We start from the raw sequence: 21,144 nt of genomic DNA on the forward strand, positions 1-21,144 counted from the left end.
CAGACATTTCAGGGGAGGGATAGGCGTTAGAAATTGTACATCGGTCTCCTTTTGTTAACTAATTCTACAATTACACTTAAATGTAAAACAAAAATTTATTTTTCTACATTTATTGTTCTTTACGTCTGGCAGAAGGTTTTGTTATGACCCCAATTTCCCTGCATGCATGGAATTCATAATAATTGATGATAGCGTATTCGACCTGTTCACACAGGAGAAGCTACTGCTGAAAAGCGGGTTGGCTTCCAGTGTGCTTACATTCAGCTCGGCTGAGCTGGCGGAAGAGTACCTCGTGCAGCAGAGTCATGAAATGCCGGAGACTGTGATATTGCTCGATCTGCAAATGCCCGGTCTGAACGGCTTCCAGTTTGCTGAACATTACGGCCTGCTTCCTGCCGGAGTAAGAAACCGCATCAGGCTCTTCATGATTTCTTCCACCGTCGACCCAAACGATTTCGCCGAGGCCGAGAGCAATCCATTTATCATCAGGCTGCTACCCAAGCCGCTGGACCTTGTTTTATTGAGGTCGCTGCTGCAAGCGTGATTCAATGCTGCGCTGAAACTGTCTGGCATAATATTTAAAGGGCAGGGTCAGATCCAAAACAGCATTTTATGAATCATCCTGCATCTACTTATCGCATACAGTTCAATAATACATTTACATTTAAAGACTTCGAAAAACTGATTCCCTATTTCCGGAAACTGGGCGTTGGTACTATATATGCTTCGCCTATCCTGGAATCTACACCGGGAAGTACACATGGATACGACGGGGTGAACCCGGCCGATATCGATCCCGAGCTGGGTACGCTAGAACAGCTAAAAGAGATCAGTAGCAAGCTTCATGAAGGAAACGTCGGCTGGTTGCAGGACATTGTTCCCAATCACATGGCGTTCCATTCCGATAATCCGTGGCTGATGGATGTGCTCGAAAAGGGAACGCAGTCACGCTACGCATCTTTCTTCGATATCGCTTGGAATAACCGGCTCTTCAAAGGCAGGATTATGGTGCCTTTTTTGGCAAACGATCTTGCAGAAGTAATTGAGAGCGGAGAATTACAGCTGGTTTATACCAATAATAGGCTGATGCTTGAATTTTCTGGCGGCGCCTTCCCGCTCAATCTGAGATCTTACCAGCGCATTTTTTCTGTGGCAGAAAATGATCAGCCGCAATCGATGCAGCAGTTTGTGTCGCAGCTGAAAGAAATCCATGAAGTAGAAGATCCGAATGTGTTTTCGGAAAGGTGGAACGAGCTGATGTTACAGCTTGCGTCTTTATACAAAAATGAGCAGATCAAAAAGTACATCGACGAGACCCTGGCGCATTTTAATGCGCGCAAAGAGCTGTTAACAGAAGTAGCCGATTTGCAGACTTACGTGCTTTGCCACTGGCAGAAAACAGAGGAGCAGATCAATTTCCGCCGCTTTTTTACGGTAAACGGGCTGATCTGCCTTAACATGCAGAACGACGAGGTTTTTGACGAATACCACAGACTGACCAAAGAGCTTGTAAAAGAAGGCGTGTTCCAGGGATTGCGCATCGACCACATCGACGGGCTGTTTGATCCCGATTTATACCTTGATAAACTAAGGAATGCGGTAGGAGAGGATACTTATATTATTGCTGAAAAAATCCTTGAAAAAGAGGAAGATCTGCCGGAAAACTGGCCTATTCAGGGAACGACGGGCTACGAGTTTCTTGCGATGATCAATAACCTCCTGTCAAATCCGGAGGCGGAGAAGACATTTGATGCATTCTATCAAAAGCTCGTGGCTTCCGACAAGCCAATTCATGACCAGCTTCTAAGTAAAAAGTCGGAGATACTGTACGGGCACATGGGGGGCGAGCTTGAAAACCTGTACCAGCTATTTATTGAGCTGGAACTTGCAACCAACGCCGAACTGGAAGCCGCCGGGAAAGGAAACCTGAAAAAATTCATCGGCGAATTCCTGGTGCATTGTCCGGTATACCGGTATTACGGAAACCAGATGCCACTTTCAGAACCTGAAACTGCGGCGTTGAAATCCATTATTGAAGAGGTAATTGAATACCATCCGGATCTGGCCAAACCAGCGGAGCTGTTTGCAAAGTGCATGATTGAAACGCCTGGTGAACAGGAAGATGAAGAATACAATGGCCGCGCACTTGAATTCTACCAGCGTTGCATGCAGTTTTCCGGTCCCCTGATGGCGAAAGGTGGGGAGGATACCTTGATGTATACCAACAATCGCTTTATCGCACATAATGAGGTAGGTGATTTTCCAGACCGGTTTGGCGTGACTGTAAAGGATTTTCATCACTACATGACCAAGCGCCAGCAAAAGTGGCCGCTGGCATTGAATGCAACTTCTACCCACGATACCAAACGCGGCGAAGATGTGCGTGCGAGACTGAATGTGCTGACAGACCTGGGCGAAGGCTGGCTTGAAAAGGTAGAGCAATGGCGTAAGCTGACTGCTGATCTCAGAGAAGGAGGGAAAGGTCCTGATGCAAACGACGAGTACCTGATTTACCAAACAATAACCGGTGCGCATCCGATGCCCGGTGAAGACGAGGATGATTTTTCAAACAGGCTGGCCGAGTACCTGCAAAAAGCTTTGCGGGAAGGAAAAGTAAACTCTTCATGGTCGGAGCCGGATGAGGAATATGAACAGAAAGCAAAAGATTTCGCGGCTGCATTGCTGAAAAGCGACAGCGCTTTTTACAAAGATTTTCAGGGATTTTTGGGCGATATAGCAGATTATGGCCTGATCAACTCACTGGCACAGGTACTGCTCAAATTCACGCTTCCGGGTATCCCGGACGTTTACCAGGGCTGCGAGTTGTGGGATTTTTCACTCGTCGATCCCGACAACCGTCGCGCGCCCGATTTTGAAAAGCGTACCAAATGGCTGAACGAACTGGAAAATTACGAATCTGACCGCCTGCTGGAAAAGCTATGGGACGAACGATATAATGCGAAAATCAAGCTGTGGCTTACTGCGCAGCTCTTCCATTTGCGCAAGGACGAAGCCCATATTTTTAAGGAGGGACATTACATTCCATTGAAAACCAGGGGCGAATACAAAAACCATTTAATGGCTTTTGCCCGGAAACACAAGAAGGATTACTACGTGGTAGTGATTCCAATGCACATTGCGGCGCTCTGCAAGGAACAGCAAACATCCTTTTTCGAGATAGACTGGAAGGATACCAGCGTGGTGTTGCCTGACGGACTTGCACCGGAATGGCTGGATGTTTTGACACAACAAAAAGGGGAGTGGCAAGGCAAACTGGTTCCATCGGAGGTGTTTGGTAAGTTGCCATTTGGTTTGCTAAAAGGGTCAAAGCCGGATAATGAGCGTAAAGCTGGTGTATTACTGCACATTACCTCTCTTCCTTCTCCTTTCGGGATCGGCGACCTGGGTCCTGAGGCATTTGCATTTGCCGATTTTCTGAACAAGAGCAACCAGCGTATCTGGCAGTTATTGCCGCTCAATCCGACTGAACCTTCACAGGCGAATTCGCCTTACAGCGCCGTATCAAGCCGCGCGGGAAATCCATTGCTGATCAGTCCGGAACTGCTGGCGGAGGAAGGTTTGCTTGATGCTGAAAGTCTTTCCGACTTCCATATGGACGCGTCAGAAAAAGTGGATTATGAAGAAGCAAACCGGATTAAGACGGAAATTCTTGAAAAAGCTTTTGCGGCATATAAAGAGCAGGACAAAGCCGGTGACCAGCAATCTTACAATGATTTTTGTGAACAGAATGCAGAGTGGTTGCAGGATTTCGCGACCTATATTGTATTGAAAACCCAGCACGACGGTACGCCCTGGTACGAATGGCAGGACCAGTTCAAGATGCGCGACGAAGCTGCTATCAAGGAAATTGAAAGTACGCAGTCGGAGCTTATTGAGTTTGTTAAATGGCAGCAGTTCATTTTTGACAAGCAATGGAAAAGCCTGCGCGAATACTGCAACAATCTGGAAATTAAGCTGCTGGGTGACATTCCATTTTACGTAAGCTACGATTCTGCCGATGTTTGGGCGAATAAAGAGCTGTTTTGCGTGGATAAATCGGGTAAGATCACCGGAGTGGCTGGTGTGCCGCCGGATGCTTTTTCTGACGATGGTCAGCTTTGGGGAATGCCCGTGTTCAACTGGGAGGTTGTTGAGAAGCAGGGTTACCAATGGTGGATAGATCGTTTGAAAAAGAATGTGGAGTTGTTTGATCTTGTCCGGCTAGACCATTTCCGCGCATTCGCTGATTATTGGGAAGTACCTGGTGATGAGAAAACTGCCGTAAACGGGAAATGGAAGCTTGGACCCGATGCGGCGTTTTTTGAAAAGATCCAGTCTGCGCTGGGTAAGCTGCCCTTTATCGCGGAGGATCTGGGCGAGATCGGGCCGGAGGTGTATAAGCTGCGCGATCAATTCTCATTGCCGGGGATGAAGGTACTTCAATTTGCATTCGATGAAAACATGCCGCAGTCGGACCATATCCCGCATAATTATGCATTCAACTTCATTGCGTACACCGGTACGCACGATAACAATACCACGCGCGGCTGGTTTAAGCAGTCAGCTGAGGAAGGTGTGAAAGAAAGACTGGAACGCTACACCGGCAAGGAAGTGACCGAGGAGAATGCGTACGCAGAAATGGCGCGGCTGATCTATCAATCTGTTGCCAAGATTGCAATACTGCCCATGCAGGACGTACTCAACCTGGATGAAAGTGCGAAGATGAACGTACCGGGTTCGAATGAGGACAACTGGGCGTGGCGGTTACTGCCTGATCAGTATGGTGAAAAGGACCAGCAGTTCCTGGCCGAGCTGGCACAATTGTACAACCGTGATTAGTTTTTGGCCCACATACCTTTTATTTTGTGGGCCCAATCCTGTTTTATATCAATGAGAAATCCCGTTTTTCCGTCTTTGCTGACGCTCTTTGCACTGATTACATTTCTGATTTCCTGCAACAACACGGCCGGAGATTCAAAGGAAGCTGCTGAGTTTCTTACTGCTGCTCCGAAGTGGAAAATAGATGAGATCAGGGTAAATGATGCAGTTACATTTGAGAATGGGAAAATGACGCAGCAATTCGGCGGGATTGATTTTCAACGTTACATGGAGATTGTTGAAATCTGTAAAGACGGGAATTTTGAAGGCGTATTCAAGGGGGAATCCAAACCGTTCAAGCTGCAATGGAAGTTGAATGAAAACAAGATCACGGTTGGCCTGCCCGGCGCGCCACCTTCGCCCGGCGACTGGACAATCGCTCCGGGCGATGTCGATGAAAGTTCATTTATCATGAAAACCCAGAGCACCGCCTACGACTACCCGAACGTTACCAAAATCGCATTGAAGTTCAGATCCTTAAAATAAAAAGAGAGAGAGCCCGATCAGGCTCTCTCTCTTTTTATTACTCCTTGATTGCAGTTTCCTTCGGGTCTTGTAAAGACTGCGCCGTTTTTACAAGCTGCACGAATTCAGCCCGGTAACCTTCACTGTCTTTCCCCAATGCATTTTGCGCCTTGCTGATCACATCTCCGTAAGTAGCTTCGCCTTTGAACTCCGAATCTCTGAGCAATAGGCCGAACTCGGCAACTGCTGCGGAGAACCTGAGGTTCTCTGAACAGCTTGCAAATGGACGCGAGCTGTTACCTACCGGCAGATCAAACAACTTGCTTTTCTCGCTGTCAGGCTCTTTGTAACGAACTTTGATCGTGAGCATTTCGTCTGTTTTTCCAGTTGCTGAAATGTTGTTTTTCTGGTATTTCAGCGGATCTGTTTTTGGTAGGTATTCGCTGTTAAATCCTGCCGGAATAAGCTCGTAAATCGCAGTGACAATGTGCCCAGCGCCCATTTCTCCCGCATCTTTCTTATCATCGTGGAACTCCTCGTTTTTGAGTGCCCTGTTTTCATAGCCGATCAGCCTGTAACCCTGCACGTGCAAGGGATTAAATTCAATCTGGATTTTAACGTCTTTGGCAACCGTAAATAATGTACCGCCAAATTCGTGCACAAATTCCTTTTTTGCTTCCTGCAGGTTGTCTATGTATGCATAATTGCCATTTCCTTTGTCGGCCAGCGTTTCAGCCAGGTTATCTTTGTAATTGCCCATTCCAAAACCCATTACGCTGAGGAAAATGCCGCTTTTCCTTTTCTGCTCGATGAGCCGCTGCAAGCCTGCCTCGCTGGAAACACCCACATTAAAGTCACCGTCTGTCGCCAGGATCACGCGGTTGTTGCCTTTGCTTATAAAATGTGCTGCGGCAAGATCATAAGCGAGCTCGATGCCCTCACCTCCCGCGGTAGAGCCACCTGCTTCCAGATTGTCAAGTGCATCCTTGATTTTCGACTTTTCACTTCCCGAAGTAGGAGGTAAGATGACGCCTGCGGCGCCGGCATAAGCAACAATGGAGATCTTATCTTGCTCCCGCAGCTGGCCCACCAGCAATTTGAGCGCCTGCTTCACCAGCGGGAGTTTGTTTTCATCATTCATTGACCCGGAAACATCCACCAGGAACACCAGGTTGGAAGCTGGCAGATCTTGTACAGCTACTTTTTTCGCCTGCATACCGATATGCAATAGTTTAAGTCCCTTGTTCCAGGGGGAGTCAGTCAGTTCCGTGGTAAGCGCAATGGGTGCATCGCCTTTTGGTTGCGGGTAGTCGTAATCAAAGTAATTAATCATTTCCTCGATCCGCACTGCGTCAGCAGGAGGGAGGTTGCCGTTGGTGAGGTACCGGCGGATATTGCTGTAAGAAGCCCGGTCCACATCTGCGGCGAAGGTAGTAACTGCCTGCTGGCCTGTTACCTGAAAGCCATTTTCGTTGATCAGCTTATAAGATTCATTTGTGACATCTGTCAGCGGACTGCTGCGCCGCATTACATTGGAAGATGGCAATGGGGCGGACATTCCTGCAAATTGAGGACTCACCTTCTTTACGGCTTGCTCGTAAGTGCCGGCAGTTAGTCGCTGCTTATCGAAGTTAGCCTCTGCTTTTTCCATCATAATATCCAGGAAAGAGGAGGAGGTGATCGTAACCAGCTGCGTTTTAAATCCCGGAGCTGCTACTTGGAGCGGTTTGGTGAAATCGGGAATGGAAATGGTGAATTTTCCCTGCTGATCGGTGGTAGCAATTGTTTTGCTGCCGTCGAGGGAAATGCGGGCGCCTGCTACCGGCTGATTATTAAAGGTTACCTGCCCCCTGATAACCTTGTTGGGTACCACGGCAAAAGCACTTAGGAATAAAGCGAGGAGTATTACGATCTTTCCTTTCATGGTTAATAAAGTTTTAGTTTATTGACTGGATGCAGGCCGGAAAGTTTTTCCATAAAAGTTTTCAGAATTTTTATGGAAAAGAGCCGCGGCTTGCATCCAGGAGTTAGTTGAATGCATTTTCTTCAAGCATATTCATGTGAGGTTTTTAAAGGTTTTTACAAAAAAGCATCAGCATCCGCTTACGGAGCCTGAGCTGCTGGAAGCGTACCGCGCATCCGGCGACCTCAGGCTGCTGGGCACTTTGTATGAACCTTATATGGATGCCGTTTTCGGGATTTGTTTCAAATACCTTAAAGATGATAACCGCTCAAAAGATGCAGTAATGCAGATTTTCGAGAAGCTTGTGAAAGATCTGAGGGTCCATGAAGTGCAGCATTTCAGCAGCTGGCTGCATTCGGTGGCCAGGAACTACTGTTTAATGCAGCTGCGTTCGGCAAAAGTGTTTGTTCCAATAGCGGAGCATACGGAAGAGGCGTTGGAGCAGCTGGCGGGAGTTGATTCCGGGGAAACGGATATGTTTGAGGACAAGCAGCTGGTGTCGCTTGAAAAGTGTATTGCAACCTTGTCGCCCGAGCAAAAGCTGTCCGTAAACTTGTTTTATATGGAGAGCAAATGTTACCGGGAAATTGCCTCGGAAACGGGATTTGGTTTAGAGAAAGTGAAAAGCTATATCCAGAACGGGAAGCGGAACCTGAAAATTTGTATGGAAAGAAATGGCTGAGTTTAATCAACGTTCCCCCATTAACCTGAAAGATTTTGCACGCTACCAGAGCGGCGAAATGTCTTTTGAGGAGCAGCATACTTTTGAGAAGCGGCTTCTCTCTGATCCTGCATTTGCGGAGGCTTATGAAGGATTTGCATTTCTCAATCCGACCTCTGCCCAAGCCGAAACGCTCCATGCCGAACTGGCTGCTAAGCTGGCAGCAAGAACTGCGGAGAATGGGTCACGGAAGACCAGTTTATGGACTTACGCCTCGGCCGCATCCGTCATCATTACCGCAGGTATCCTGTGGATTGTTGTGACCAAAGACAACACCGTCGAAACAGTAAGTAAGGCTCCTGCGCCTATTGAACAGCCGGTAATCAAGCCCGCCGGCCCGGTGCCAGATGCAAACGTAAATGCAGCGCCTATTGCAGCAGCTCCCGAACTGCCCGGGAAAAAGCAGCGCCCCGCGCGGAGACAGGCTGAGCAACTTTCGGCGAAGCCAGAGCCGCTTGTCGCTGCTGCACCATCTTTAGATGAGAATATCAGCACTGATTCTGATTTTATTAAAGCCAGAGTGGCTGTGGTTGAACCTGTACCTTCCGCATTTTCTGCTCCTCCTTCTTCCATTCAGTCGCTGGGAAGAGCGGCTCCTGCGAAGCTGAGCAGGTCTTCGTCGCGGCTTGTTTCTGATGGTGCGGTGAGTGAACATTCCGATGCATTGTCAACTGATAAGCCGCAGCCAAAGGCAGGCTGGCAACAATACCTTTCCTACATTCAGCAAAATACACCCGCTTTTGAGGGGAGCGAAACGGTGATCGTCAGCTTCGTTGTAAAAGCCGACGGGACACTTGCTGATATTAAAGCCACCGGCAAATCATCCCTTCATTCTTCTGCTATCGATGTTGTACGTAAAGGTCCGGCATGGACTCCGGCGAAGCAGAATGGCAGTCCGATCGACGCGACTGCTGAGGTAGCGATTTACTTCCACGCTTCCAAATAATCCGAACAGCCTCAACTGGTTACATTTTACGTAGAATTAATTTGCAAAATTTTTTCAAATTCTGCCGGGTATTTTTTGTGATGTAGTTCCCAGTGCATAATTTTACTACCTACTCTCTACAACTCATCTCTCTTTAACCATAATAGCTTGCTATTGTCCTGAATAACTTAGAATTAACCTAAACAATGAATAAGGACAGTAGGAATGAACAAAACCAGTGTAATACAATTGAACTTACTGTTTTGTTATGAAAAGTATTATGACTAAATCTACAAAATAATTCCATCTGATACTTAGGCATGAAGTCAACTAGTTTGAGCGCATACTTCGATGAATTCTGATGGTTTAACCAACACGTTTTTAGATCTATACCAGCATTTGATTCATTTTTTACATCACCATGGACATTAAAAGAAGTTTGTTGATCATCGACGACGAGCCGAGTATCACCAAAATATTAGAGCATTTTTTAAAGAAAGATTTTAACGTTATCATTAAAAGTGACGGTTCAGAGGGTATGCTTTGGCTGGAAGAAGGCAATCACGCCGATCTGATCATTGCGGACCTGCATATGCCCAACCTGAGCGGAAAGGAATTTTTGAAAGTGACCAAAGCGAGTAACCTCTACTCAGAGATACCCATCATCATCCTGTCCGGCTCCGACGAGAGCAGCGAGCGTATCCAGTGCCTGAACCTGGGAGCGGATGATTTTATGGTGAAACCATTTAACCCGATGGAGGTACACGCCAAGATCAATGCGATACTCCGCCGCGCCAAACGATACTCCTAATCAGTTTAGAAAAGATGGAAACTGCAAGCGAAATCCAGACGCCGGGCGCTGAGACGAAGTCTTACACAGCTCAGTTCAGGGTTATGTACCTGAACGTCGATTTTGATCATTACATTAATTTCACAGAACGCTTCGCCGATTCCCTGCAGGTAGAGTATTTCAGCAGCCGCGAGAACCTGCTTGCTGCACTCCAGGAAAATTTTCCGGCAGACGTGATCATAGCGCACGAGAACAGCGGCGGCATTGAGCTGCTGGATTATATCCGGAGCTCTGCCGGTTTTGGCAATATCCCGTTTGTACTCATGGTCGACAAGCTGACGCGCGCGTCCATCGAAACTGCACGTCAGAAGCACGCAGACGATATTTTCTCTGTCCGCTTCGACGATGGGGACCTGATCACCAGGATTAAGTACTTCAAGAAAAGACAGTGGTATGTTGCCAACAAGGCACTGCAGAAGATTGGCGACCAAAGTGCGCATACGCCTTTATGGAAGCGTAGTATTGATATCATCACCACAGGCACGGCTGTCCTTTTGCTGCTGCCGGTGTTCATTATTGTCGCCATCCTGATCCGCCTGGATTCGAAAGGGCCTGTTTTTTACAAATCCAAAAGGGTGGGTAGCGGTTACAAGATTTTCGACCTCTACAAGTTCCGCACCATGCGTACCGATGCAGACCAGCAAATCCGCAAAATGGCCGCATTGAGTATGTACAACAAATCGACGGAGCCGGTACAGCAGATGGAACACAGCGGGCTGTGCGCGGAGTGCCAGGCCGGAAACCAATGCAAAAGCCTGCTGTTCCACGATGGTAAGGAAATCTGCGAAAAGCTGTACCACTTCCAAAAGGAGCAAAAAGCCGCATTTATGAAGTTCCAGAACGATCCTAGGATCACGCGGTTCGGCCAGTTCCTGCGCAATTCAAGTATCGACGAGCTTCCACAGCTGATCAACATCCTGAAAGGGGATATGTCGCTGGTGGGCAACCGGCCGCTGCCGCTTTATGAGGCTGAAAAAATGACGACCGACGATAAGATTTTCCGTTTTGCAGGACCAGCCGGCTTAACTGGACTGTGGCAGGTTACCAAGAGAGGAAAAGGAAAAGCAGATATGTCGGAAGAGGAGAGGACGCAGCTTGACATTACTTATGCGAAGGAGTTTTCATTTAAAATGGATATGCAGATTATCCTGAAAACCTTCCCCGCACTTTTACAATCCGAAAACGTTTAGATACCTCCCCGACCCCTCCTGACTACTACTCACTTAAATTCTCTCAATGAAATATTTCTGCTCACTATTAATTTTCCTGATCTCACTGGCTCCCGCAAAGGCACAAAATGCATTGTCGGACGAACTTTCCTTTCCCTACTTAGAGAAGCTGGTTGAGATCGCCAAGAAAAACTACCCTAAGTTGAAGCTATATCAGTCGCGGGTTGATGCAGGCACTTACAATGCCAAAAAGTTGAAGCTTTCCTATTTTGAAATCCTTTCATTCTCCTATCTGTATAGCCCGGATCGGCTGGCGAGCTCCATTAATCCCAATTTCCTGAATGGATACCAGTTTGGCTTTTTCGTGAACATCGGCTCGCTGCTGCAAAAGCCGGCTTTGATCAAGCAGGCAAAAAGCGAATTGCAGGCTGTTGAGCACGACCGTGACACATACATGCTGAACCTGGAAGCCGACGTGAAGCAGCGTTACATTGCTTATGCGCAATACAAAGTGCTGCTGCGGATCAAGGCAGATGCATTGCACGATGTGGAAGCATTGGCCGAAGAGCTCAAATTCAAATACGAAAAGGGCGAAACCACGCTGGAAGAGTATAGTAAAGCGCTGGTGGTCATTTCGGACAGGCAGCAGGCCAAGGTATCGGCGGAGGCAGATGTGCTTATCTCTAAAAGCGCGCTGGAAGAATTATTGGGACAAAAATTGGAAGACATCAAATGACAGAGCTCTCGCAATTTCTGAGAATACTATATAAAAATAAGTTCGTACTGATCTTTGTTCCGCTGATCACAGTTGTGGCAGCGTACTTTTTGGTGAAAGCGCTTCCCGACCAGTTCAAATCGCACGGAAGCATTGCAACAGGCTTGGTTGACAAAACGGAGCAGGGTTTGATGAGCAGCGGCACTGAGCAGGATTTCGAGATTGCCAGGAAGTTTGACAACATCATACAAATGATGTCGCAAAAGAAGGTACTCGATCAGGTTTCTTATCAGTTACTGCTTCACGATCTGAAAGCGGCTGAGAAGGATGATTTCAGATCGGCTTCCAAAGACTTACAGGCACTGGACCAAAATGCCCGCGCCCAGGCTGTGAATGTGCTTACGCAAAAGTACAAGACACAACAGGAGCTCTCGCCAGCGGTTCCGCAGGAGAAGAAGTTGCTGGCTATTTTGAAGGACATGGGCTACGACGCCGAGTCTGTGCAGAAGAAGCTGACCATTTTCCGACTGTCCAACAGTGATTTTATAAACATTGAATACGAGTCGGACGATTCACAAATGGCATCGTTTGTGATCAATACGCTTAGCAGCGAGTTTATCAAAATGTACTCTGCCAGGCTGACGGATACTTACAACCGTACCATCAGCTTCCTTGCCGATTTTCTCGAACAAAAAAGAATGGCGCTCCGCGTTCAGATGAACGGATTGCGTGATTATAAGATCAAGAACCGGGTTTTGAACCTGGACGAACAGGCAAAAAGCTTGTACGGACAAATGGCGGAGTTTGAGCTGAGAAGAGAAGTTGCCAAGAAAGATGTGATTGCGTACGGTGTGGCGATCCGGAATATTGACAATCGATTCAGTGCGAATGATCGCAAATACTTCGAAAGTGCGGTTTCGGGCATTAACCAGAGCATTGTCGCCACAAAACAGCGGCTCCGCGCGTTGAATGAAGCTTATGTAAAAAGCAACTTTGACCCGAAATATAAAGCTGGGCTCGACTCGATCCAGACCAAATTGTCGGCACAGATTAACGAGTCTACTGACAGGTATGTGTACAGTCCGCTCTCGCTCAAGGAGAACCTGGTTACCCAAAAGCTGACCATGGAAGTGGAGCGGGACCTCGCGGCGAACAGTCTGGCAACTATTGAAGCAGAGCTGAAAACGCTGAACAACAAGTTCGACGGCCTGGTACCCAATGAAGCACGGGTGCAGGAGTTTGAAACTGCGATTGATATAGCAGGCCGCGAGTATATGGAAGCATTGCAAAAATATAACGATGCGCGGCTGGCGTCGAGCTTTCCTGTAACACTCAAAGTCGCGGAAAAAGCACTTCCAGGTGTAATACAGCCTTCCAAAAAGATCGTTTTGGTTATACTGTCAGGAGTGATCAGCTTCGCATTTTGCTTGTTTATCCTCTTTATCCTTTACTTTTTCGACTCATCGATCCGGTACCCGCAGCAGCTTGCCAATGCGACCGACCGGCCGGTGCTTGGTTTTGTTAATCAGCTCGGAGGTGGTTTCCGTATCAGTGAGTTGCAGAATGAGCATACGAGTGAGGGTAAAATCGAATTATTCAGGAACCTGATCCGCTCCATTCGCTTTGAGCTGGACAATGAATTTCCCGATCCAAAGATCCTTTCGATCACCAGCCTTTCGGAAGGAAGCGGAAAAACTTTGCTTACATTGAGCCTTGCGTGGGCATTTTCCAAGATCAACAAAAGGGTGTTGATTATTGATGGAAACTTCAATGCAGCTGATATCACGAAGCTTAATACAGGCTCGCGGTACCTGGAAGATTACCTTACCAAAGGAGACACGGTCACGACTGCTGCGCATGGTTCGATTTCGATCCTGGCCAATAAAGGTGGTGATGTTTCGCTCCTTGAACTCGCCGATGAAACGAGGATCAAGGAAGCACTGGCTACATTGAAAACACAATATGATACCATCCTGGTGGACGCAGGTTCACTCGTGTCGATGAACAAAGCCAAGGAATGGATCACATTCTCAGATGCGGTTGTGGCTGTTTTTGAAAGCGGACACAGTATTTCTTATGACGACCGTTCAAAAATCGAGTATCTGAAAGGTCTCAATGGAAAAATGGCTGGCTGGGTATTAACCGGCGCGCAGGATATTTTGAAACAATCGGGTAGGGTCTCCAAACACGTGGCGGAATGACAATAGTCTGGTTCTTATGGTGGTTATGCCAGATGGCGATCGGCTTTTACCTGATTTTTCCGGTATTGCTGCTGATGTTTAATCTGTTTACCAAAAAAGAAGAAGCAACCGGGAAACCTGAGAAACACCCCGAAGCAGATTACGCGCTGATTGTAGCGACCTATGAGCAAACCCAGCAGTTGCCGGATGTAATTGCTTCCATATCAAAACTTAACTATTCCAATTACCTGGTGTACGTGGTCGCTGACAAATGCGACGCGTCGGGATTGAACCTGGAAAGTGACAGGGTAATCGTATTGCACCCGCCGACTGTGCTGGCGAGCAATACGCGTTCTCACTTTTTTGCGATCAACCATTTCAGGAGAGCGCACGAGCGGCTTGTCATTATCGACAGCGATAATATCGTAGATCCGGAGCTGCTCAACGAGCTGGATGTTTGTTTCAATGACGGCTTCGTGGCGGTTCAGGGTGTACGTAAAGCAAAGAACCTCGACTCGGTTTATGCGTGTCTGGACGCTGCACGCGACATTTACTACCATTTTTATGATGGTCAACTGCTGTTTGAAGCGGGCTCGTCGGCGACACTTTCGGGTTCCGGAATGGCGTTTACGGTAGCGTTGTACAAAGAGGCGCTCGGCAATCTGGATATAGTGGGTGCGGGTTTTGACAAAATACTTCAAAAAGAAATCATCACGCGGAAGCACCGCATTGCTTTTCGGGAAGAGGCTGTGGTGTGGGATGAAAAAACTTCTGAATCAACTCAGCTTGTTAACCAGCGCTCGCGCTGGATCAATACCTGGTTCAAGTATTTTAAGTTTGGATTTGATCTGATTTTCAGCGGAGTAAAGAACCTGAACTGGAACCAATTCCTTTTTGGGTTTGTGCTTTTGCGGCCGCCCCTTTTCATTTTTCTGATTATCTCAGTACTGTTCATGCTTGTGAATTTTTGGATCGATCCATTGATGAGTGCGTGGTGGCTGGCAGCTTTGCTCACTTTTGTGGCCGGGTTCCTTGTTCCGTTGTTTGACAGTTCGGTTGACAAACGCATTCTCCGCTCGCTTACTTCCATTCCGGTTTTTATGTATTATCAGGTGCTTTCGCTGCTTAAAGCGCGAAAAGCGAATAAGATTTCAGTTGCAACCAAGCACAATTACCGTAAAGCACCCTGATCAGGATGAAAGTATTCCCTTCTCAAAAAGCCAAAAAAAAGTCGAACGATCCTGAACTCACACAACTTCAGACGCTCACGCGCACAATCGCGCTCATCATCGCATTTGTCAGTGTATTTGTTTTCTTTTTCAAGATCCTGTTTTTCTAATACTTACCATATTGAAATACGAATTATCAGCTGAATCAGAGAGGCGCTCTATCCGTTTGCCCATTATCGATAAGGTAAGTACGCCGGTCGGTATGGTGCTGCTGGCTTTGGCTGCGATCGGGTTGGGGCTTGCTACAATTTATGGTGGAATGGTCGCTGGCCTGATGGTGCTGGTGGCGATGGTCGCTATTCCGGCGGTGTATGCAGTGGTTGTTTACCCGATATTCGGTATTGTGGTGCTGCTGATCATGGGCTTTTTCCTCTTTTTTATCCTGCGGTTCGGTATCAATTTCCCGCTCGGAACGTTGATGGACGGACTGGAAGCACTGCTGATCGTCGGTTTTCTGATCAAGTTGAAACAAAAAGGAGACTGGAATATCAGTACATTCAAGAATCCGGTATCCATCATGATATTGGTATGGATCGGTTACAATCTGATCCAGGTGGCAAATCCCTGGGCTGAGTCCCGGCTGGCCTGGGTGTACACGGTGCGGTCTGTTGCGGCAGTTACGATCATGTATTTTGTTTTTGTATACTACCTCCGATCCGTCGAAGCAATTCGTATCGTGCTGAAAACCTGGCTGGTACTTGCAGTTTGTGGTGCAATATATGGTTTCAAGCAGGAATATATCGGCATCGCTCCGCAAGAGCTCGCCGACTTATGGAGCGATCCCATGCAGGTGAGCCTGTTGTATATCAATGGCGCGTGGAGAAAATATTCGATTTTTTCTGACCCGGTTTCTTTTTCTTACACCATGGTCGGCGCCAGTCTGATATGCGTCGCCTTATTGTCGGCCAGACAAAGCCTGGCCAAAAGGATTATCCTGGTTGTAATGATCGGGGCATTTCTTCTGGCGATGCTCTATTCCGGAACGCGGGGTGCTTATGTGCTGGTACCCGCTTCGCTGATACCGTTCGCATTACTGAATTTCAGTAAAAAGATTATGTTTGCTTCCTGCGTGGCGGCCGTTTTTATCATAATCCTGATCATTATCCCCACCTCAAATCCGACGATCGCGCGCTTTCAAACTGCATTCCGGCCTTCCGATGATGCATCTTTCAATGTAAGAAAGGCCAACCAGAAGAGAATACAACCTTACATTTTGACACACCCCATTGGCGGTGGATTGGGATCAACCGGTGCCTGGGGTGCACGATTTTCGCCGAATTCTTTCCTGGCAACTTTCCCGCCTGACAGCGGTTACATACGTGTGGCTGTCGAGCTGGGCTGGATCGGCTTACTGATCTTTTGTTTTTTAATGTATTCGGTATTAAAAATGGGGATCAATAACTTTTACCGCATTAAAAATCCGGAACTAAGAACCTATTGTCTCGCGATGACTTTGGTTATTTTCTCACTTAATATCGGCAACTTTCCGCAGGAAGCTTTGGTGCAATTTCCTAATAATATCCTTTTTTACATTGCAGCAGCTATTGTGCACACAACCTATCTGATTGATAAAAAGGAAACAGCAAAAAGTGTAAAGGGAAATTATTGATCAGATTTAAGAATTTCCAAACCTGCATTCGATTCCAATTCCAAATCTGCAAGCTGAATCGCAAGATCCGGGACAGTTTCATTTCTTTTCAAAGCGGATTCAATTTCCTTGTATTTGGCAGCGGTATTAAGTAGCCCGACTGAAAACAGAGAAGATCTGTATTTATGAATGGATTGTTTCAGCATGTCAAGATCACCTGCTTTGCAATTTGTTCTGATACTGTCAAGCTGGATAACAGTTTCAGATTCAAACATGCTGATCAATTCGCTTTTTAATTCGGCATCTCCGCCGGTAATTTCCTGCAGATAAGCAAAATCAATCAATGAGGTTTCGTCGTGTGAGTTGTTCATTGCGGGGTACATTTTTTCGAGGGGTTATTCATAAGTAAGTTGCTGATCTGTGATCAGCATTATTTACAAAGCTAACACTATTATAGCAATCTGCCAGAACACGTTGGCTTTTCCAACGAACATCCTCAGTTATTATTCGGCTCAGCCGTGAATAAAAAAGAAGTTGCCCGCCGGCAATGAATCCGAGATCTGCACCGGTTCTATTGATTCGGTATTTTCGTTAAAAACATAGGACTTATATCCGAAACCACCCAGGAGGGAAAATACTTGCGTGCGGTTATCATTTTGCCATAACTCGCAGTAAATCATAGGCTTGTTGTTCTCTAAAACTTTCAGCGACCCCTTAAATACTTCAAGTTCAAAGTTTTCTACATCGATCTTGATCGCATTGATATTTGTCTCGGTAGGGTAGAGATCGTCCAGCTTTTTCAATGGGACCTGGTATACAACCCCTTTTTCATTCGCTCCCTCTTCATATGCTTTGCTCAATCCCTGCATCCGAGAATTTCCGCGCTCTGGCATGATCATCTTCAAAGTTCCCGACTCACTTCCCAATGCAATATTGAACAGTTTTACATTTTTCAGTTTCAAATAACGGACAACCCTTTCCAATGCAGAAAAATTTTCAGAAATGGGTTCAAATGCGTGAACCTCTGCGTTGGGATGGTGCTTTGCGAGCGGCGCTGCGGTAATTCCAATGTTAGCACCGATATCCAGTATGATACCGTCCTTTTTAATCATTTTCAAAAAGTATAAAAATTCCCGTTCGTATTTTCCAGCCTCAATGGTTTTAATTGAGTATAAGGAAAATAGGAAGAGATAATTTTTAAAAGACAGTGTTTTTTGAAGCAGATATCGTATAAGATTTTTCATGGCAATTAATGTAATGTCAAGCTAGATCGTTGCTGATGATTTTTGGGTCGAGACTACCCTTTCTAAATTTAGCACTTTTAGCCCAAGTTTGCTAAACAGGATCTAATTCTTGTGTATTTTTACTGGTGGAAGGTAAGAGTTATGAACCCTTTTTCGGATCAGGAATTTCAACCATGTTAAACAAAATACTGAGTTTCTTTGTCTTGATCAAATACGGGAAATTACCCCCGGATCTTAGGTACTTTTATCGCCATACGTATACTTGCAAGTTGGTCCAGGTTAAGTATTTGTTAAAAGATTATATTTTCCGACCCAAATACAAAGAACTTTCATTCGAGGGCGAGTTTGCGTGTGAACTTCAATTTGTTCTCCCATTTGCATATTGGCATTATAAAAACGGTACACTTAAAAGTACAAGTGCCCCCAAGTACACCAAAGAACTCTATTTTTTTTCGCCACAACATACCGAAGAATTCGATATCAGAACGGAGCCGGGTAACAAGAACTTTGAAATGCCGCGCGTGCTCTACAGCCAGGATTATAATATGTCCAAGTGGCTGCCGGTACCACTGAAAGATGTTTATAAGAATGATATTTACATTTATGATAAGCCAATTGTAATTATAGCAAACCGCTATAATATGGAATGGGATGGCCCGCCGGTAAGCTTTTACAGCATCGAGCTTCTGGAATTTATAATTTCTTCACTTACAAGTAAGTATACCATTATTTACAATCGTCCCCGCCCCGAACAAATCACTATGGACAACAGCGAGGTGTATGATTTGAAGGAATATGAGTGGCTCAAAATAAATCATCCTGAGGTTATCTTGATGGAAGATCTTTATAGAGAAAATAAGGGTAAGGCCAACAATTTCAATCACTTGCAGTTTATGGTATATGCCAATGCAAGCAAGTTTATATCCATTCATGGTGGAACTGCAACCCTGGCAAGTTACTTTGGAGGGACCAATCTGATCTTCTCCAGGAAGGGACCCGAGCATCATTTTAAGTGTTTTCAGAAGTTATATCCGCAATTCTCCGGAGCTAAGATCCTGCATGCAAAAACAGATGAAGAAGTCCGGAATTATGTAAATGAATTTTTTGTCTGAAAACGATTGGTGATGAAATTAGAGGGACAACAATTGATCATTTTTGGCTTGCCCCGGTTTGATTCAAAAATCGAATCGACGAATTATACAATCGCCAAAATGCTGGCTCGTGATAATCAGGTTTTTTATGTGGAACATCCGTTTACCATAAAGGATTATATGCGTCTCCGCAATGAGCCTGAGAATGAGAAACGTAAGGGATATCATGATGTGTTTGATGATAAAGTAATTGATACGGATAACCCTAATTTCAAGGTCATTATTCCGCCCGTTTTATTATCTATTAATTTTTTACCCGAGGGATTTTTATTCCGGTCTTTGCTGAAAGTTAACGAACTGCTGATCCGCGCCAAGCTTAAAAGGGTTATCAGGAAATACAATATCAAGGATTTCATTTTCATTAACTCCTTCAATTTCCATTATCCGGGCTTAATGGACGGGCTGCATCCGAAATTGGCCGCTTACCATTGTGTTGACCCGATCATTGTTCCATTTGATGCGCGTCACGGTCAAGTTTCTGAAAACCAGCTGCTTCGGAAAAGCGATATCGTATTTTGCACAGCCCGCCAGCTTTATAATCAAAGTAAAAAGCTGAATGCAAACACCTACTTTATCCCTAATGCAGCCGATGTAACCCACAGCCAGAAGGCGCTGGATCCAACATTGCCGGTCGCGTCCGTTTTGAAAGATATCAGGAAGCCCGTCATCGGTTATTTTGGAAACATCGAGCGACGCATGGACTATGTGATGCTGGAAGAAGTGATCAAAATGAATGCGGATAAAAGCTTCGTGTTCGTAGGACCGATGGATAAATCGTACATACCGGACTGGTTCTTCAATGCGCCTAATGTTCATTTCACAGGCAGCGTACCTTATTCTGAAATGCCAGCTGTGATCAAGGGATTTGATGTGGCGCTACTTCCGTTTAAGCGGGATGAAGTGAGTGCTACCATTTTCCCATTGAAGTTGTTTGAATACCTGGGTGCAGGTAAGCCGCTGGTTTCCATTAACTTCAATGATGATTTGAAGGAATTTACAAAGGCTTCCGTCGCATTTTGTTCAAATGCAGCCGCATTCTCGGAAGCGATCAATGAAGCGTTGAAGACGGACAGTGAGGAAAAAAGACAGGCGCGAATTCAGGTTGCTGCGGATAATACCTGGGAAAAGCGGGTTGCGCAAATCTCAGAATTGCTAGCCGCCGAACTCGCGAAAAAGTAATTCAGCTACAACTTCTCGATTTCTTTTGGTGCTTTTGAATGCAGGTTGAAGAGCAATCCTTTGATCTCTTTCACAACCCGCTTTGTAAAAAGACTTACAAAACTACCGTCCCTTTTCAAGGTCCGCGCGCCTGTCCAGGCACGTGAGCGGTTTGCTTTTACCTGCTTGATTTTTCCGTAACTCATTAATGCATAGGCGAGCCGGCCGTCTTCGCCACGCACGTTCTTCATTACAAAGCCGATTTTCAATGCTGGTTCACGAACAAATCCCATGCTGATCCCGTAGGTATTCAGGTAGGGGCGGTTCAAGTGACGATATTCTGCAATCAGGTCTTTCGCCGTTTCCAGTACCGAGAGTTGCCAGCGGGAATAACCCTCTTCGCTGATGAAAGAATATCTGCCGTAAACACATACCACTCCGGGTTGTGTGAGTACCTGCATCATATCGTCCATCCAGAAACTCGGGTAAAAACAATCTGCATCTGCCAGGAGAATGTACTTGCCGCGTGCATTTTCGAGTCCGAGCTGGCGCGCCGGTCCAGGTCCCTGTATTTCCTGGAAAACTGTCCTAACGTGCAGGCTGTCAATCGTTTCCTGTGTTTTGTCCGTCGAGTTATTATTGACAACCAGTATCTCGAATGGAAATTTAGTCGCCATATCCGACAGCGTTGCCACGCAGCGAAGCAGGTTAACTTCTTCATTCCAGGCCGCAATCATCACGGTGACCAAAGGCTCCGCTGCTTTTTTCGAATCCAGCCGCTGGTTGATTTCAGCAAAAACCTGGTCGGGGATTTGGTCGAAAGCAGTGTAGGGATAGTTGTATTTTTCCAGCCAGTCCGGGTTTTGAAAGAATGACATTGAATGCGGCTTTAAGACAGTTAGCAGAAA

At 46.2% G+C, this 21,144-nt stretch carries 18 protein-coding genes; 14 read left to right on the top strand and 4 right to left on the bottom strand.

The genetic code is table 11. The features are described 5' to 3' along the window. Nucleotides 1-166 precede the first annotated feature (166 nt). From AC1XTG_RS08185 to AC1XTG_RS08195, 3 genes are all read left to right on the top strand, one after another. Nucleotides 167-544, top strand: a complete 378-nt coding sequence (locus AC1XTG_RS08185; protein WP_056290024.1) for a response regulator — start codon at nucleotides 167-169, stop codon at nucleotides 542-544. 68 nt (nucleotides 545-612) lie between these two features. Then, nucleotides 613-4,839 carry a malto-oligosyltrehalose synthase gene (gene treY / locus AC1XTG_RS08190; protein WP_484841619.1) on the top strand — a complete coding sequence of 1,409 codons (4,227 nt, stop codon included), beginning with the start codon at nucleotides 613-615 and terminating at the stop codon, nucleotides 4,837-4,839. Nucleotides 4,840-4,890: 51 nt separating this feature from the next. Next, entirely contained in the window at nucleotides 4,891-5,364 is a 474-nt protein-coding gene (locus tag AC1XTG_RS08195) for a hypothetical protein (protein WP_484841620.1), read from the top strand. 37 nt (nucleotides 5,365-5,401) lie between these two features. Here the strand turns inward: AC1XTG_RS08195 and AC1XTG_RS08200 are convergent, their stop codons facing one another. Next, the gene (locus AC1XTG_RS08200; protein WP_484841621.1) at nucleotides 5,402-7,267 is read right to left on the bottom strand and encodes a YfbK domain-containing protein; all 1,866 of its coding nucleotides are present in this window, start codon (nucleotides 7,265-7,267) and stop codon (nucleotides 5,402-5,404) included. 136 nt (nucleotides 7,268-7,403) lie between these two features. On the opposite strand from AC1XTG_RS08200, the gene AC1XTG_RS08205 reads away from it, so the two are divergent. The 9 genes from AC1XTG_RS08205 (at nucleotide 7,404) to AC1XTG_RS08245 (ending at nucleotide 16,704) form a co-directional block, all read left to right on the top strand. Continuing rightward, nucleotides 7,404-7,988: an RNA polymerase sigma factor gene (locus tag AC1XTG_RS08205; protein WP_484841622.1), complete on the top strand. Its 585-nt coding sequence runs from the start codon at nucleotides 7,404-7,406 to the stop codon at nucleotides 7,986-7,988. Then, the gene (locus tag AC1XTG_RS08210; RefSeq protein WP_484841623.1) at nucleotides 7,981-8,973 is read left to right on the top strand and encodes an energy transducer TonB; all 993 of its coding nucleotides are present in this window, start codon (nucleotides 7,981-7,983) and stop codon (nucleotides 8,971-8,973) included. Before AC1XTG_RS08205 ends, AC1XTG_RS08210 begins: the two co-directional genes overlap by 8 nt. 400 nt (nucleotides 8,974-9,373) lie before the next feature. Further along, entirely contained in the window at nucleotides 9,374-9,763 is a 390-nt protein-coding gene (locus tag AC1XTG_RS08215) for a response regulator transcription factor (protein WP_056290003.1), read from the top strand. Nucleotides 9,764-9,777: 14 nt separating this feature from the next. Then, nucleotides 9,778-10,992 (top strand): sugar transferase, encoded by a 1,215-nt coding sequence (locus tag AC1XTG_RS08220; RefSeq protein WP_484841624.1) that lies wholly within the window; start codon nucleotides 9,778-9,780, stop codon nucleotides 10,990-10,992. Nucleotides 10,993-11,038: 46 nt separating this feature from the next. Next, nucleotides 11,039-11,707 carry a TolC family protein gene (locus AC1XTG_RS08225; protein WP_056289996.1) on the top strand — a complete coding sequence of 223 codons (669 nt, stop codon included), beginning with the start codon at nucleotides 11,039-11,041 and terminating at the stop codon, nucleotides 11,705-11,707. Next, on the top strand, nucleotides 11,704-13,887 hold the full coding sequence (locus AC1XTG_RS08230; RefSeq protein WP_484841625.1) for a GumC family protein: 2,184 nt from the start codon (nucleotides 11,704-11,706) through the stop codon (nucleotides 13,885-13,887). Before AC1XTG_RS08225 ends, AC1XTG_RS08230 begins: the two co-directional genes overlap by 4 nt. Next, nucleotides 13,884-15,056 carry a glycosyltransferase gene (locus AC1XTG_RS08235; RefSeq protein ID WP_056289989.1) on the top strand — a complete coding sequence of 391 codons (1,173 nt, stop codon included), beginning with the start codon at nucleotides 13,884-13,886 and terminating at the stop codon, nucleotides 15,054-15,056. Before AC1XTG_RS08230 ends, AC1XTG_RS08235 begins: the two co-directional genes overlap by 4 nt. Nucleotides 15,057-15,061: 5 nt before the next feature. After that, complete coding sequence (locus tag AC1XTG_RS08240; protein WP_484841626.1) at nucleotides 15,062-15,205, top strand: hypothetical protein; 144 nt, start codon at nucleotides 15,062-15,064, stop codon at nucleotides 15,203-15,205. An 11-nt stretch (nucleotides 15,206-15,216) separates the two neighbouring features. Next, a complete protein-coding gene (locus AC1XTG_RS08245) occupies nucleotides 15,217-16,704 on the top strand; it encodes an O-antigen ligase family protein (protein WP_484841627.1) in 1,488 nt (495 codons plus the stop codon). Here AC1XTG_RS08245 and AC1XTG_RS08250 read toward each other — a convergent pair. Together AC1XTG_RS08250 and AC1XTG_RS08255 are read right to left on the bottom strand one after the other, a co-directional pair. Further along, nucleotides 16,698-17,054: an Hpt domain-containing protein gene (locus AC1XTG_RS08250; RefSeq protein ID WP_162242765.1), complete on the bottom strand. Its 357-nt coding sequence runs from the start codon at nucleotides 17,052-17,054 to the stop codon at nucleotides 16,698-16,700. The genes AC1XTG_RS08245 and AC1XTG_RS08250 overlap by 7 nt on opposite strands. A gap of 141 nt (nucleotides 17,055-17,195) precedes the next feature. Beyond that, on the bottom strand, nucleotides 17,196-17,795 hold the full coding sequence (locus tag AC1XTG_RS08255) for an FkbM family methyltransferase (protein WP_162242764.1): 600 nt from the start codon (nucleotides 17,793-17,795) through the stop codon (nucleotides 17,196-17,198). A gap of 419 nt (nucleotides 17,796-18,214) precedes the next feature. On the opposite strand from AC1XTG_RS08255, the gene AC1XTG_RS08260 reads away from it, so the two are divergent. Next, the gene (locus tag AC1XTG_RS08260) at nucleotides 18,215-19,039 is read left to right on the top strand and encodes a hypothetical protein (RefSeq protein WP_484841628.1); all 825 of its coding nucleotides are present in this window, start codon (nucleotides 18,215-18,217) and stop codon (nucleotides 19,037-19,039) included. Nucleotides 19,040-19,051: 12 nt separating this feature from the next. Further along, entirely contained in the window at nucleotides 19,052-20,257 is a 1,206-nt protein-coding gene (locus AC1XTG_RS08265) for a glycosyltransferase family protein (protein ID WP_484841629.1), read from the top strand. Between the two features lie 5 nt (nucleotides 20,258-20,262). On the opposite strand, the gene AC1XTG_RS08270 is transcribed toward AC1XTG_RS08265, so the two are convergent. After that, nucleotides 20,263-21,114, bottom strand: coding sequence for a glycosyltransferase family 2 protein (locus AC1XTG_RS08270; protein ID WP_484841630.1), 852 nt, complete (start codon nucleotides 21,112-21,114; stop codon nucleotides 20,263-20,265). Between the last annotated feature and the right edge of the window lie 30 nt (nucleotides 21,115-21,144).

Source organism: Dyadobacter sp. HNCC25DJ183 (genome assembly GCF_056895175.1).